The following is a 16,192-nucleotide window of genomic DNA, read 5'->3' as shown; positions in this document are numbered from 1 at the left end:
TTGAATAATAACTTGTATATAGTCGGAATAGGAGCCTCTGCCGGAGGACTGGAAGCTATCCATGAGTTTTTCGACCAGATCCCCCAATTACCCAGGATTGCATTCGTTATCGTGCAGCATTTGTCCTCCGACTATAAAAGTCTTTTGGTAGAATTAGTTTCCAAGCATACGCAGATGAAAGTGGTCGAAGCCACAGACAAGCAGCGGGTAGAGCCAGCCTGCGTGTATGTTATCCCTAATAATAAATTCATCACTGTTAAAAATGGGCACCTTCAATTAGACAGGAAAGACGACAAGGCGCCCAGCACGGCTATCGATAATTTCTTTGTCAGCCTGGCCCGGGAGAAAAAAGAACAAGCCATAGCAGTAGTGCTCTCCGGAACCGGAAATGATGGAACCAAAGGGATCGAGTTGATCAAACATCATGGGGGAATGGTGATGGTTCAGCAACCAGATACTGCAAAGTTTGATGGGATGCCTCTAAATGCAGTAGCCTCCGGTCAGGCAGACCATGTCCTTCCCGTTTCAAAGATGTACGACAAATTGCTGGAATACATTAATGATGAGCCTATCCGGTCACTTGAAAATGGCGACTTTGATGAAGAAGCCATGAATGAAGTGTTCAGACTGGTATTAGAGCATACCCAGCAGGATTTCACCCTGTATAAAACACCCACCATACTTAGGCGACTGGGCAGGCGAATGCTGGCAGCTAATGTATGGCCGGTGTCTGCCTATATCAAAAAGCTCCAGACAGATGAAGAAGAAGTAAAAGCACTTGCCAAGGATTTTCTCATCGGGGTAACCCGCTTCTTCCGCGACGAACAGGCTTTTGAAGTACTAAAGGCCGAGGTGATCCCTAATATCGTTGCAGAAAAGGAACCGGATGACCTGCTCAAAGTCTGGGTATGTGCCTGCAGCACCGGCGAAGAAGTATATTCACTCGCCATCCTGATAGACCAGCACCTTAAAGCTAATAATAATGCCCTTGAAGTAAAGATCTTTGCTTCAGATATCGATGCAACCAGCCTTGAAATAGCCTCAAGGAATTCCTATCCGGAAAGCAGTGTGAAGCATCTACCATCTTCTGTTATTTCCCAGTATTTTGTCAAGGAAGATACCCGTTATGCTGTTATTCCATATATCAGGAAACAAGTGGTATTCGCCCGGCACGACGTTACCAAATCTCCCCCATTCATTAAAGTAGACCTGGTTTCCTGCCGCAATATGCTCATCTATATGAATAGCGTCTTGCAGCAAAAGGTATTGAGTACCTTCCATTTCGCACTCAACACAGGCGGATACCTCTTCCTTGGGCCAAGTGAAACGATCACCCCTATAAAGGAGGGAGTTACTGAAGTGAACAGCAAATGGAAGATCTACAAAAAAACAGGACAGGTAAGTCAGGCCAGCTCATTTTCTTACGAAAAAAAATCTCCTGTAAATCGTCAAAGCACCTTTCTCAGTAAACAGCCTCCAAAGAAAACTCCGGTAGAGCAACTTCAGAACTTCCTGATCGAGCAGTATGGATTTGTAGCGGTGTTTATAGACAGGGCCTTCGACGTAAAAAATACCATCGGCGATTATAAGCGCTTCCTGTCACTACCCGAATTACGTCTGGAGATCAACCTGTTGAAAATGGTGCCTAAAGAGATCTCCTTTCTTCTGAACAACGCCATACGCCTGGTATGGAAGGAACAAAAGCCCAGATCGCTTAAAAAGGTGAGGGTAAAAAGAGATCAGGAGGATGTATATCTGAACATAGATGTTAGTCCCGCCGATCCCGATTCTGAGAATCCTTACACCATGGTAATATTTAGCCAGGTACAGGCTGAAGTAAGCGCTGAGAATATAGTCTTAGACCATAGCGAGAACGAACAGCAGACAGGCTATGTACTCGAGCTCGAAAGCGAACTGGCGGATACCAGGAACAATCTTCAAATGGCAGTAGAGGAAATGGAGACAGCTAATGAGGAACTCCAATCCAGTAATGAAGAGCTCCTTTCAGCAAATGAAGAATTGCAATCGAGTAACGAAGAACTGCAGTCGCTGAACGAGGAGTTACATACACTCAATACCGAGCACCAGCAAAAAATAAAGGAGTTAATTGACCTTAACGACGACTTGAATAATTATTTCAAGAGTGTCGATATCGGGCAGATCTACGTAGATACTAATTCGCGTATCCGGAAATTTAATCCCGCGGCTGTGGACATGGTCAATCTAATTGAAGCCGATATCGGCCGCCCCTTAAGTCATATTTCCAACAATATAAAATACGATAACTTCCTGGATGATATCAAAGCCACGCTGCAGAAAGAGAAGTCCATTGAAAGGGAGATCGAGTTAAGGAATGGTCAGATCTGCCTGATGCGGATACAGCCTTATTTACGACGGGATGGTCAGGCTGACGGCGCGGTGATCACTTTTGTAGATGTAAGTGCCTTAAACGAATTGAACAGCATCCTTTCAGGAGTATTTAAAATAAGCCTGAGCGCTGTACTGGTGTTTAAAGCAGAGAGGAATGAAGCCGGGCAGATCAAAGACTTTGTCTGTCTTACTGCCAATGTGATGGCAGCGAAAGTATTTGGGAAACCAGGTATTTCGCTTACCGGTCTGTCTTTGAAAAAGCAACTAACAGAATTACTGCAAGGCGAGCTGTTTGAGCAATTCAAAGAACTGGTAGAGTCGGGGATCAGTTTGCAAACGGAGTTGTACTTTGAAGGGAAAGGCTGGTTTATTGTGATGGCTTCAAAGATTAATGATGGCTTCGCCGTAACTTATACGGATGTAACAGACAGAAAAAATGGCGAGCAGAACTTAAAGCGCAACTATAACGAACTGATCAGCACCCGCGAGTCGCTGAAGAAACTGAATAATGAGCTGGAAGACCGCATAAGGGAACGTACCCTCAGTCTCAGCATGAGCGAGGAGCGGTTCAACCTGGTCTCCAAAGCAACCAATGATACGGTTTGGGATTGGGACCTGGTGAAGAACGAAGTGTGGCGCAGTAATACGTTCACCCCCATGTTCGGCTATGAACTTACGGAGAGTTGTGGGAACGTTGATTTCTGGTTCGAAAGGATCCACCCTGATGATCGCGAAAGGATAAAGGAGGAGGTATACAGCGCCATCAACGAAGGCGAAACCTCCTGGTCATCCGAATACAGGTTCTTAAGGGCAGACAACGTATATATTGATATCCTGGATCGTGGTAGTATTCAGCATGACCGTCACGGCATACCTTACCGGATGGTAGGTTCGGTGATAGACATTACCAGGATTAAAGAGGCCGAGCAGAAGCGTCTGGAATTACAGGAGTTCGTGTCAAAACAACAGGAAGAGTTTTACCGCATCTTTGTCAATGCGCCAGCCTTGATCTCCATCAGAAGGGGGGAAGGCTTAACGTATGAATTTATAAATAACGCATTCCAGGACTTCTATCCGGGGATAGAGTTTTTGAACCTAAGTACAGAAGAAGCCCATCAAAAGCTTCCCGACACCCAATTGTATCAAGGAGATCAGGAAATATTGGCTACCGGAGAAGCATTATCGGGCCAGGCCTTCCATGTTAAACATTTTGACGGCGAGGGTAATCATATAGCCGATGCCTGGCTGGATTATCTCTTTACACCGGTATTCAACAGTCAAAACGAAGTGGATGGCATCGCATTCTTTGGTTTTGAAGTAACCAATCTGGTAAGGGCGCAACAGGCTACCCGCGATCTGATGCTCAGGAAAGATGAGTTTATGAGTATTGCCAGTCACGAGCTTAAAACACCCATTACAAGTCTCAAGGGAGCACTTCAGATAGGGCAGAGGATGGCTAACCTGGGCAAGCCCAGTACGGTGTTGAAAGAGTACCTGGACAAAGCAATGCGGCAAACAGACAAGGTTACCGTACTGGTTAATGATCTGCTGGACATGACCAAGATCCACTCAGGAAAGATGGAACTGAATGTCGCCAGGTTTGACATCGTACAGATGGTGAAGGAAACAGTCAACGAGTTTTGCTCTAATAGTAGTTCTCACACCGTTTATTTTGATGAAAGTGCCGGGCCGGTATATGTACAGGCAGACCGTCCTCGTTTAGAGCAGGTGGTCACCAATTTTCTCGGTAATGCCGTCAAGTATTCACCAGAAGCAGACAAGATTGTGGTGGAAGTAAAGAATAACAGCAATGAAACAGTAACAGTCTCTGTTCAGGATTATGGCATTGGTATTCCCAGGAATAAGCAGGAGAGAGTATTCGACAGGTATTTCAGAGTACACGAATCCTCATTTAAGTTTGCAGGATTAGGTCTCGGCTTGTTTATCTGCAAAGATATCATAGAAAGACATGGTGGCCAGATTGGACTCGTAAGTGCCGATAAAGAAGGATCAACATTTTGGTTCAGCCTGCCCGTAGAGAAATAGGACAGGCTTCGGTGGCGCCGATGCAGCCTCTATTATACTGACCTAGTCGTAGGGTCCCCCTACGACCACCTCAAAAACCTTCTCCTAACCTTCCTCAAAGCCTTATAAGCAATCGTCCGTGGTGCATACCACAGCGCAGCTTTAACTTTCCTTACCGGCGTGCCTACCTGTTTACGTGTAATAACCCGGTTAACGCCATATTGATCAGAGCCCGAAATCAACAAGCATTCAGGCTTGAAAGAATGGAAGCGGATTTGCGGATAATTAATGTCGAGCACTGCTTTAACTTTCTGATCAGGTCGGCAATATTGCAGCAGAAGCGCATATCGGGGAGAATCAGAAGGATTCTGAGTAGCATGCCAAAGCTTCCCATCAAAGATGAAGAACTGACCATCTGTAATATGCAATTCAACAAGAGTAGCCTCAGGATCTAATTCCTTTGCCAGATCTAAAACCTTACCGGGTGAAGACAGATCTTTTCCCTGCAATTTAAAATCCTCCGGCGTAGCCCCAAAATTTTGAGATCGGGCAATCAAGCTCATCGATTTCCCCGGAATTACATTTTCCAAAGCAACCCAAACCGATAGCCCTTCCCATTGCGCGTGTTCCAGGTCAACATGCCAGGATAAATTCTTCTGGGGAGCTTGTTTAATGATCTGGCAACCAGAAAGCAGGACATCGTCTCCCAGGATTGCCTTAAGTTGTTCTACGATGATGGGGTGACAAGCAATTTCAGCAATAAGGGGATTAACAGTATGCCGGCCTTTCAGCCAGGGTAATAAGCGGTCAGAGAAATTCCCAAACTGATCAATGATTAGCTTAGTCTCTAGTTCGTTCAATAGGCCAAATGGGCCCCAATACCCATTATGATTAGTTTTCATAGCTCATGGTCAAAGGAATGGTTGGTGAGCTAATGTAAGAAAGTTAATGAATAAAATACTATTGAAAGAGTTAAATTTCAATCAGTTAGCACAAGCGTTTTTACAACAAACTTGGTTTTAAGTACTTGGATTTAAGTAATTTTGTAAAAGAAGAATCTGACCTGGTGAGCAATCTGGACAAGTGGATGTTTATGCTTAAACATATGAGTAAGCTGGACAAAATACCGACCATTTTTAACCAGGAGATTTTTAAAAGGATCTTCAAAATATCAGAAGTTTCAAAACTGACAGAGGAGGAACGTATGGAATACGAAGCAAGTCTAAAAGCCCGGTGGGATTACGAGAACGCGATAGCTTATACCGAACAGGTAGCCAGGGAAGAGGAACGCGCCATTGCCGAAGCTAAACTAGCGGCAGAAAGAACCAAAGCTGAAGCTAAACTAGCTAAAGCTGAAGCAGAAAAAGCTAAAGTGGAAGCGGACAAAGAAGAAGCTGTAAAGAAAGAAAGAACTATCGTCTTGGCGGCAATAAGGCAACTTAAGAAAACAGGGATGTCTAACGCTGATATCGCCAAAGAATTAGGCCTTTCAGAAGGCGAAGTTGAAGAAGCATAAATGCCATTTCTGGTCGTAGGGCCACCCTACGACCAGAACCTGCACCAGTCCTGGTCTTAGCGTCTCGCTAAGACCACCTAGCACTAACCCCCCCTTACTCTACCGTCACACTCTTCGCCAAATTCCTTGGCTGATCCACATTACAACCACGCAGTACCGCCCCACCTCCTTGTCACCTTCCGTAACAATAGCGATCACCTGACCTTTTCTCGCTTTAACCTCCTGTATATTACTGATCACCTTCTCGTACGAAGAGTTCTGCGGAGCAATAACCACAACCGGCATCTCCTCCTCGATCAAAGCAATCGGACCATGTTTCATCTCAGCAGCAGGATAACCTTCCGCATGGATATAACTGATCTCTTTCAATTTCAAAGCACCCTCCAGCGCAACCGGGAAACCCGTACCGCGACCAAGGAATAAACAATTGGTAGAACCTTTGAACTTCTCATCAATACTTAAAATATAATCATTCGCCTTCTTTTCCCGGTGTATCTATATTGTGAGCAAGATCATTTTAGAATACCAGCACCATTCATACTTATTAAAATATCAAGGTACCCAGGAAGTATCGCACGTCACCTCGAACCCTTTCTTCTGGTCGTAGGGTCACCCTACGACCAGAAGAAAGCCATCCCTGTTGTCCTGACTGCAGCGTCGCAGTACGACCCTTCACCGGTCCTAATTGATTAACAAATCGCAACAATATGAGCAATCCTAATTATCCCATTAGCACAAAGTTCGTTGATCCCCTTACTGATTTCGGATTCCGCTTCTTTTTCGCTTCAGAACCAAATAAGGATATTCTGATTGAGTTTCTAAACGATTTATTTGATGGGGAAAAACACATTATGGACCTGGAGTATCGCCCTAACGAGCACGATGGGGACGGTCCAGAGGAAAAACGTGTTATTTTCGATTTAAGCTCCCGGGGAAGCAATGGCGAACATTTCCTGATAGAGATGCAGCGAACCCGGCAGGCATTCTTCAAAGACCGAAGTATTTACTACGCATCAAGACTTATTCAAAGACAGCTTCCCAAAGGCAGGGCAAGCAACAATTATGAACTTCCCGAGGTTTACTTCATTGCAATTCTAGAGTTTAAGATGGAAGCCGACAGCGATCAGTATTTTTATGATATCGCCCTATTAGAAAAAAATACAGGAAAGCAATTTTACAACAAGTTGGGATTTAAGTTCTTAGATTTAAGTAATTTTGTAAAAGAGGAATCTGACCTGGTAACCAATCGGGACAAGTGGATGTTTATGCTTAAACATATGAGTAAGCTGGACAAAATACCGACCATTTTTAACCAGGAGATTTTTAAAAGGATCTTCAAAATATCAGAAGTTTCAAAACTGACAGAGGAGGAACGTATGGAATACGAAGCAAGTCTAAAAGCCCGGTGGGATTACGAGAACGCGATAGCTTATACCAAGCAGGTTGCACGGGAGGAAGAACGTACTATATCAGAAGCCAAGCTGGCTAAAGCATTAGAGGAAGAAAGAGCTAAAGCCGAAGCGGAAAAAGCTAAAATACTAAAGGATAGCCAACTAAATACAGCCAGGGAACTGAAAAAGTTAGGCCTTTCTGTACCTGAGATAGCTAAAGCTACGCGCCTTTCTGAAGAAGAAATAAAAGAGGCATAAGAGCAAAAAAAAAACGCCCTTGCTTCAAAGCAAAGGGCGTCTATCATTTAGCTATTTAGCATATTTCTATTTAAAATCAGGAACCTTCGGCGTCGAGGTCTTTATGCATTGCCTACTGCCCAGTTCTGGTCGTAGGGTGACCCTACGACCAGAATCAGCAGCAACAGTCCTGGTCTTAGCGTCCCGCTAAGACCAAGTAGCACCAACCCTTACTCTACCGTCACACTCTTCGCCAAATTCCTTGGCTGATCCACATTACAACCACGCAGCACCGCAATATGGTACGACAGCAATTGCAGCGGAATAGTAGCGATCAGCGGTAAGAAAGCCTCGTTAGCAGCAGGGATCTCGATCGTATAATCCGCCATTTTCTTCACCTCCTTGTCTCCTTCGGTAACGATAGCAATCACCTGACCTTTTCTCGCTTTCACCTCCTGTATATTACTGATCACCTTCTCGTACGAAGAGTTCTGCGGAGCAATCACCACTACCGGCATCTCCTCATCGATCAAAGCAATCGGACCATGTTTCATCTCAGCAGCAGGATAACCCTCGGCATGGATATAACTGATCTCTTTCAATTTCAAAGCACCCTCCAGCGCAACCGGGAAACCCGTACCGCGACCAAGGAATAAACAGTTCGTAGCATCCTTAAACTTCTCGGCAATGCTTAAAATATGCTCATTCGCCTCCAAACATTTCTCTACCAATGCCGGGATCTCTTCCAGCTCCGTCAGCAATTGCACACGCTGCGTTTGGCCCAGCGTACCACGCTTCTCAGCAAGGAACAAAGAAATCAAGGTAAGAACCGTCACCTGGGCAGTGAAAGCCTTGGTAGAAGCAACACCGATCTCAGGACCAGCATGCGTATACGCACCAGCATGCGTAGAACGAGGAATAGAAGAACCCACCACATTGCAAACACCCAAAATGGTAGCACCCTTTTCCTTCGCCAGCTCAATAGCCGCTAAAGTATCCGCAGTTTCGCCCGACTGAGAGATCGCAATCACCACATCCTTTTCAGTGATGATCGGATTACGGTAACGGAATTCAGAAGCATACTCTACCTCAACCGGTACCCGTGCATACTCCTCGATCAAGTATTCAGCAACCAGACCAGCATGCCATGACGTACCACAGGCAATAATGATGATGCGGTCAATGTTCTTCAGCTTATCCGCATATTCATTCAAACCACCCAGCTGTATTTTTCCCTCTTTCGGATAAATGCGGCCTCTCATACAATCACGGATAGACCGCGGCTGCTCATAGATCTCCTTCAACATAAAGCTATCAAAGCCGCCTTTTTCCAGCATTTCCAGCTTAAGCTCCAGTTCCTGGATGTAAGGAGTATCAACAATATTGTCAGTACCCTTAATCACCAGCTCATCCTTTTTAACATAGGCAATCTGGTTATCCTTCAGGTAGATCACGTTTTTGGTGTATTCAATAATAGGAGAGGCGTCTGAAGCGATAAAATACTCACCATCACCAACACCAATCACCATCGGGCTCGCTTTCCTTGCCGCTACCAATACATCCGGTTCATCCTCGCTCATTACCACAATAGCATAAGCACCCACAACCTCCTTCAACGCAATACGAACAGACTCAAACAAGTCTAATTTCTCAGAAGCTTGAATCTCCTCGATCAGATGGATCAGAACCTCAGTATCGGTATCACTGCGGAACTCATGCCCCTTAGCTTGTAAAGCCTCTTTAAGGATAGCATAGTTTTCGATAATTCCGTTATGGATGATAGAAAGCCTTCTATCTCCAGAGCTATGCGGATGCGAGTTACGATCAGAAGGAGCACCATGAGTAGCCCAACGGGTATGACCCATTCCGATAGAACCGGCCTTATCTACATCTGCCGCAAAAGCCTCCAGGTCTGATACCTTACCCGCTTTTTTATACGTTCTTAAACCTTTTTCTTGATTGATAAGAGCGATACCAGCACTGTCATAGCCACGGTATTCTAATCTCTTTAACCCCTTTACAATAATGTCCCAGGCAGGACGATGGCCAATATAGCCAACTATTCCACACATACTTAATTGATAATTATAATATTATTTAGATTGTCTCAGCACCTCTTCATACATAGCAATATACTGCTTCACCAGTTTCTCCTCGTTAAAGTCTTCCCTAATGATTAGAGGAGCTTTCTCCCTGATCTCTTCTATTTTCGAGCGATTGCTATTAATTTTAGAAAGCTGCAAAAGTAAGTTCTCTTTTGTTCTTTCACAAACCCAACCTAATTCCTCTGCCTCTACGTAATCCGCAAGCCCAACGTTACGAGTAAGTAAAACTGAAGTGCCCACACTTAAACATTCTACTACTACATTCGCAAAGTTCTCATCAAAAGAGGGGAGGACCATCACATCATGTTCTGCCATCACCTGGAATTTCTGCTCATTATTCACATGCCCCAGCCAGGTAATTCTTTCTGAAATACCTAACTCTACAGTTATCGATTTTAGTTTACTTACATAAGCTTCCTCACCAGAACCCGCAATATCTAAAACCCAATTAGCCTTAAATTCCTTCAAGCTTTCAAAAAGGAGCTCCAATCCTTTTTTTTCCTCCACACGAGAAATGAATAGAAGATTTAGCTTCTCGTCTGAACCTTTCAGCTTTAACCTTTCAGCTTTAACCTCAGAAGGAATGCGGACAAAATTTGGAATCACAAACACCCCCTTCGGCTTTACCAAACGTTCGATATCCCTTTTTTCCTTTTCGCTAGTTACATGGAAGTAGCTATACTCCAACAAGCCTTTACCCAGGAACTTATGAATATAATCTTTCACTCCTGAATTACGGTTTAAAAAAGAATAACCACTAAGAGTTCCCCGCGGGGATAAGATTACGGGAACCTTTTTCCCTCTTGCTATCCAGCTAGAGAACATAGAAACCAGGTTCCACCAGGCATGTACGTGAATAACTGGGCTCTCAGCCTTTGCTTTCGAAACCTTTAGTTTCGATGAAAGAGCCGAAAGAAGTTGGGGACTAAGGTGTGTATGATCTTTCGTTATTCTAGGATAGTAAGTTACATCAACTCCATCTACCTGAACGCTCTTTCCAAGTTCGACCTCAAGTTCCCCAGACCCGTTTGCTGAAGTTGTAACTACTTCTATTGGAATGCCTTGTTTAGCAATCTCTTCGCTAAGTTTAGATACTGACATGGTGGGACCGCCGTAAATGTAGGCAGGCTTATAGGAAGCGTTAAGTTGAAAAATTTTCAAAACGTATCGTTCTAGATCTTTGTGTAATCAAGTGGGTTGGCTTTCTCAATATAGTTTGTTAACCTCAAGCCAAGCCAGAATATTATCATAGCAATAAACGCCCAAAAAATAGTGTTAGCCATAAATTCCGTTGTCTCACCCCGCCAAACAGTTTGAAAAAAACCATTAAAGAAAATTATTCCCCCAGTCTCATATCCCCCGAATAATCTTTCAGCTTTATTACAAAGTGATTGGGAAAGATAGCCGAAACTGAACATATAAATTATAACTCCTATTATTCCTCCGCTTAAATAAGCATCTACAATGGGACGAGCCTTCGCCGATACCACGGATCGGTTGTCTATAACTCCTGCATCATACACTCGTTGCATAGCAACTTCCTCTGTAATTGGTTTTTCCTTCCAAAGAGCTCTCGGGACTATAGAGATAATAGCATTGGTAATGATGTCAAGGTGATAATACGGAACTGTTTCGGGGGTCGTCTTGACAAATTGAGTGAACATACCTATTTCACTTAGTCTTCCAGTTAAAAAAGTCCAATTGGTCTCTTCAAGGGTATTTTCCTCATCTAAAATAGTTTCAACTGCTTCCTGTCTGGCGTTTTCAGCAGTTGTTTCTCCTGACCAAGCTTGTTTCCGTATTACGATTGCATATGTAGGTGCAAAATAAAATAGCAAAGCGAAAAAGGGAACGGCAATAAGAGAAACCTCTCTTTTATAATGAGGGTATAGAAGGCAAAATAAAATAATAAAATTTACAATCAGAGGTTCTTTGTATCCACTTAAACTAGCTATTGCCAAATTTACAATAAATATAAATCCGCCCCATCCAAGCATTACAAAATGCTTGTTCCGTATACCTTTTACAAAAGTTACTGCACCACAAAAAATTGTAACATTATAAAAGCCCAAAGAAAATTGAAAAAAGCCGGGAGCTTTTTCGAGTATAAAGCTAATAATGAAGCTAATTATTCCAATTCTAATAATCCAATTATCGATTGAAATAATTTTTATTGGAACATAGTCTATTCCTTTGCCTAACGTTTTCTTTTGACCTAGAAGTATACCAGTAACTAGTGCCGCATGTCCTAAAACTGAGAATCTTTGACATTTTGCAACTAATTCCAAGCCTTCATTTATTTGTATTAGATCCATTTTTGCTACCTGATCAAAGTATTTATATCCCATAGCATCAATGAAATAGAAGATGGATGTGCAGCACATAAAGCCGGCGAATATTGCTTGTTGGAGAAATAGAGGCCGCATAATTTGTTTCTCTTTCGGTAGATCCATTAATACGAAGCTATCTTTTGAGAACCAAGTTTGATAAAAAATGAAGAAAGAGCCTAACCAGGCGATTAAGTAGGAGGAGATTGGTGCAGCTTGCAATAGAACAGAAGCGAGCCATGGATAAAATAGACTGAGAATGAATCCCGACTTTAAAGGGTATTTCATTTTTAATTGGATTTTTTTAAATAATTAACGCTCTTAAGTATTCTAAAAACAATTAGCATCATCACCATACTCCAAAAAACACTATTAATTAGAAACTCGGTGGTCTCTCCCCGCCAGAGAAGCTGAAAAAAACCGTTGTAAAAAATAACACAACCTGTTTCGTAGCCAGAGAATAAATTTTCTGACATGTTAGAGAGGGCTTGACTCATAAAGCCAAGAAGTATCATATAAATAAAAACTCCTAGACTACCGGCACTTAGATAAGCATCAACTACTGGACGTGTTTTTGCTGATACTTTTGACTCTAGCTCAACTATTCCAGCATTGTAAACTCTCTCCATCGCCAAAGCTTCTGTTATAGGCTTACCTGGCCATAGGGCTCTAGGAATAATTACAGTAAGCGAATTTTTTAAAATATCCAATCCATAATATGGGATCTCCGTTGGAGTTGAGTATACAAAATCCTTAAACATATCGATTTCACTTAATCTGTACGTAAGGAACATCCAGTTAGTTTCTCGAATTACTTGTGGATCAGAATCAAAGACAGCATCTAACGCTGCTGTTCTAGCGTCTTCGGCCGAAGATTCTCCAAACCACGCTTGTGACCTAACTGTATTTACATAAGTAGGCAATACGTAAAACAAGCATACAAAAATCGGAATTGAAATGGAGAATACTGTTTTTCGGTAATAAGGAAAAAGTAAACAAGTAAGAATAATAAAATTAACAATAATATGCTCTTTATATCCTGTTAAAGTAGAATTAATAAGATTAGCGATGAATAGAGAACCACCAATTATTCCTAAAAAAGGTTTTCTTTGTCTTATTCCCTTTACTAAGACTACTGCACCACTAAAAATAGCAACATTGTATAGTCCAATCGAGAATTGAAATAAGCCAGATATCCTTTCCATCGCAAGGCTTAGGGTAAAGGTAATTAGACATATAGGAACCAGCCAATCCCCTCTGGTCTTTGAATCTACAGCAACAAATTGAGGTCGATTTTTCAAATGCTTTTCTTGCATTATAAGAATACCAGTTACCCAAGATGCATGCGCTAGGACAGATAAGCGCTGACAATATGCAATAAGAGCTAGATTATCATACTCTTGGCGAATATCAATATCCTGAACCTTTTCGAGGTAAATGTAACCGGTTTTGTCTAAAAAATAAAAGGCGGAAGTGCAGCACATAAATCCAGCGAAAATAAATTGCTGAAGAAATAATGGCCTCATTATCTGCTTATAAACAGGGATATCAGGAAGTACGAATCTTGAAGAAGAAGCCCAAGTCTGAAAGAAAATAAAAAATGAACCACCCCATGATATCCAGTAGGATATTATAGGAAAGTCTTTTAAAACCGTTGCCAACAGCCAAGGGATAAATAGACTGAAGATTAGAGATGACTTTAGGCCTTTACTGACCTCCATATATCACTAAGTTTTTTTCAAACACCTCAACCTGACGTTCAAATGACCAAGACTGTACTAATACTCTACTCGACATGCCCATTTTTAATAAGTTGGATTTTGAACGGCAAAGTGTATCTAACTTGTCTTTAAGGTCCATTAGATCGCCCGATTTAAATACCGCCCCGTTTTCTTTATGCACAAGGTCCATAGCGCACCCAACTTTGCTTGAAACTAATACGGCTTTACCTGAGGCCATTGCTTCATTTACAGCTAGCCCCCAAGTTTCGCCTGGCCCTTTTGATGGTAAACAAAATAGATCGGAAACTTGATATACTACGGGCATCATTTGCTGATTTTGAAAATCTAGAAACGAAATTCTACTGTTATTATTTCGGGTACACCACTCATCCGATATTTTCTTAAGTTTTTTTTCGAGAATTCCATTGCCGACAAACAAAAGATGAGTATTAGGTCTGTTGAGCAGCATGAATGCTTGTAGCAGAAGTTCGGGATCTTTCTTAGGCTCTAGCTTGCCGGCAAATAAAATAACAACTTCGTCGTCTTTGATTCCCATTTTTTCTTTAAGAACATAAACCTCTTTGTCCCTTCCAATTTCGAATCGATGGTTATCTATTGCATGTGGTGCAAAGATTAGTTGTTGCTCCTTAATGCCATACCTTAAAAAATATTCCTTATTTGCTGATCCGACAAAAAAAGCTTTATCAATTTTAGAATAAACGAACCGTAAAAATATTTCTCTTAAAACTGCTTTTAGTCCTTTTTGACCATCGATCAGATTAGAGTCTCCTCTAAACCATACTTCCACCTTTCCACAAAAATGCCTTAATACCTTGAGATGCGAGGAGTAGGCCCAGCCAAAGACCAAAATCGCGTGAGGTTCAAACCTTGTTATTTGTTCAATGATAAAAGGATTTTGTATTCCTTTATAATGATGACTACCTGGGTTGGCCGAAGAATTTTCTAAAAATTGATAATCGTAACCCTCAAGTAGGGGTAAGTCCCATTTTACAACCTTTCCAAACCCTGGATCATATTTAGCTTGAGTACTTTTTTCTCCCCAAGTATAAAATACTTTCAAATCGACGCGTTTTGCTAGTAGTGCAAATACTGGAGCATAATACTGGATTGGATGCGTGCTCACTATAGCTAGTCTCTTCATGTGTTTTTTCAACTTTAAAACTTCGATTTCGAAAGTTACTATAGTCTTTTTTGTAAAACTTGTTCAAAAAGTTCAACCTGTTTTTTAGTCATAGTTTTGGCCGAATATTCCTCAAAAACTGCTTTTTTGGGAGGCTTAGCTTGGACTTTCCCTGTAGCTATTAACGTTAGATATGTTTTGATTTCCTCTCTCAAGGTTGCTTCTTCCATTCCAAACGTCAAAGATAAGCCAGTTTCACAATCCTTAATAATCTTTGCTGCACTACTAGCAGGGTGAAAAATACTTATTAAAGGCCGTTCCGCCATTAAATATGGGTAAATCTTCGATGCCGTATATTGAGGATCGTCAGAACCGGGTATAAATAAAACATTCGCTGTTCTCAGAGTATTTAAGGTCTGGTAAAATGATATTCTATCAGTACGTTCCTCAACAAATTGATCAAGATCTAGTTGTTTTGCTAACGGCTTAATCGTTTGTTTACCTTCTCCTGCTGCAGCATAACTTGTACCAATAAAGTACATTTTAAAATCTTTGAATACTTCTGGATGAGTATCGAGACCTTCCTTGAATGCGTTGAAGAATAATTTTACGGCTGGATGCATATCCTTCCCGCCTCGGCCTACATAAACAATTGAAATTTCACCAGGATTTCGTTTAATTGCTGAAGGTAATTCTTTTTCGTGTTTGTTAGCTATCTCAAAGTCTTTTGCAAATGCGCCGAAAGTGATAGTAGAAGAGGGTATATCCTGAATTACGGGATATCTCTTTTTTAAAGTGCTTATATAGGCCTCGGAAACACTTATTAATCCATCTACAGATTTCAGTGCAATCGGCTCGAGAATTTTATTTAAATTATATGCGAACCAATACTTAGGTGGACGTTCGTTCTTCGGTTTGTCTTTGTAATAATCAGAATGCCACGGATCTTGCATATCAATGACATAAGGGATTTTATACTTTTTTTTCCAATATGCACCTAATATACAAACGGGAAATTGAGTTGTAGAAAAATAAATACAATCGAATTTTTTAGTTTCAAGCAGAAAATTAACTTTTTCTTTATAATACCATAACGAACGAATAGCTATGCTCCCAAGTCCAATCTTTGATGTGAGCTTTTTTGAAAAAGCATTAACCGCATGTAATTGTAGATTAAATGGCAGAGCTTCTGTTAAGAACTTATCTTTGTTAAAGTCAGAGTGTCGCTGTTCTACGCTCACGACTTCAACTTCCCATCCAAATTCCTCAAAATACGGCAAGCTCATTCTAACCCTCTGCATATCGGCCGCATTTGAGGGTGGAAAATACGGTGAAATTATCAGTACTCTTCTCAACAGT

General features: G+C 41.8%; 9 protein-coding genes and 2 pseudogenes. 3 read left to right on the top strand and 8 right to left on the bottom strand.

What is annotated here, in order from left to right; translation table 11 throughout:
* Nucleotides 1-4,416 carry a chemotaxis protein CheB gene (locus J4N24_RS05790; protein ID WP_207532714.1) on the top strand — a complete coding sequence of 1,472 codons (4,416 nt, stop codon included), beginning with the start codon at nt 1-3 and terminating at the stop codon, nt 4,414-4,416.
* A 59-nt stretch (nt 4,417-4,475) separates the two neighbouring features.
* Here J4N24_RS05790 and J4N24_RS05785 read toward each other — a convergent pair whose 3' ends face one another.
* Nucleotides 4,476-5,297, bottom strand: a complete 822-nt coding sequence (locus tag J4N24_RS05785) for a phytanoyl-CoA dioxygenase family protein (protein ID WP_207532713.1) — start codon at nt 5,295-5,297, stop codon at nt 4,476-4,478.
* Between the two features lie 101 nt (nt 5,298-5,398).
* Between J4N24_RS05785 and J4N24_RS05780 the strand changes: the two are divergent.
* A pseudogene (locus J4N24_RS05780) lies at nt 5,399-5,911 on the top strand (PD-(D/E)XK nuclease family transposase); the annotation flags it as partial.
* A 94-nt stretch (nt 5,912-6,005) separates the two neighbouring features.
* On the opposite strand, the pseudogene J4N24_RS05775 reads toward J4N24_RS05780, so the two are convergent.
* Nucleotides 6,006-6,406, bottom strand: a pseudogene (locus J4N24_RS05775) (SIS domain-containing protein); the annotation flags it as partial.
* Between the two features lie 212 nt (nt 6,407-6,618).
* Here J4N24_RS05775 and J4N24_RS05770 point away from each other — a divergent pair.
* Complete coding sequence (locus J4N24_RS05770) at nt 6,619-7,560, top strand: Rpn family recombination-promoting nuclease/putative transposase (protein ID WP_207532711.1); 942 nt, start codon at nt 6,619-6,621, stop codon at nt 7,558-7,560.
* 209 nt (nt 7,561-7,769) lie between these two features.
* On the opposite strand, the gene glmS is transcribed toward J4N24_RS05770, so the two are convergent.
* From glmS to J4N24_RS05740, 6 genes are read right to left on the bottom strand one after another with little or no spacing between them, the layout of a single operon-like run.
* Nucleotides 7,770-9,611: a glutamine--fructose-6-phosphate transaminase (isomerizing) gene (gene glmS / locus J4N24_RS05765; protein WP_207532710.1), complete on the bottom strand. Its 1,842-nt coding sequence runs from the start codon at nt 9,609-9,611 to the stop codon at nt 7,770-7,772.
* Between the two features lie 21 nt (nt 9,612-9,632).
* Nucleotides 9,633-10,805 carry an XrtY-associated glycosyltransferase XYAG1 gene (locus J4N24_RS05760; protein ID WP_207532709.1) on the bottom strand — a complete coding sequence of 391 codons (1,173 nt, stop codon included), beginning with the start codon at nt 10,803-10,805 and terminating at the stop codon, nt 9,633-9,635.
* An 11-nt stretch (nt 10,806-10,816) separates the two neighbouring features.
* Nucleotides 10,817-12,259: an exosortase Y-associated Wzy-like protein gene (locus tag J4N24_RS05755; protein WP_207532708.1), complete on the bottom strand. Its 1,443-nt coding sequence runs from the start codon at nt 12,257-12,259 to the stop codon at nt 10,817-10,819.
* A 2-nt stretch (nt 12,260-12,261) separates the two neighbouring features.
* Nucleotides 12,262-13,692 carry an exosortase Y-associated Wzy-like protein gene (locus J4N24_RS05750; RefSeq protein WP_369806200.1) on the bottom strand — a complete coding sequence of 477 codons (1,431 nt, stop codon included), beginning with the start codon at nt 13,690-13,692 and terminating at the stop codon, nt 12,262-12,264.
* Nucleotides 13,679-14,854, bottom strand: a complete 1,176-nt coding sequence (locus tag J4N24_RS05745) for a glycosyltransferase family 4 protein (protein WP_207532706.1) — start codon at nt 14,852-14,854, stop codon at nt 13,679-13,681. The genes J4N24_RS05750 and J4N24_RS05745 overlap by 14 nt, the downstream gene beginning before the upstream one ends.
* 38 nt (nt 14,855-14,892) lie before the next feature.
* A complete protein-coding gene (locus J4N24_RS05740) occupies nt 14,893-16,134 on the bottom strand; it encodes a glycosyltransferase family protein (protein ID WP_242691522.1) in 1,242 nt (413 codons plus the stop codon).
* Between the last annotated feature and the right edge of the window lie 58 nt (nt 16,135-16,192).

This window comes from Desertivirga arenae, assembly GCF_017355785.1.
Taxonomy (GTDB): Bacteria; Bacteroidota; Bacteroidia; order Sphingobacteriales; family Sphingobacteriaceae; genus Desertivirga; species Desertivirga arenae.
The sequence above is the reverse complement of the archived record's forward strand: the minus strand, read 5'-3'. Positions and strand labels throughout refer to the sequence as shown.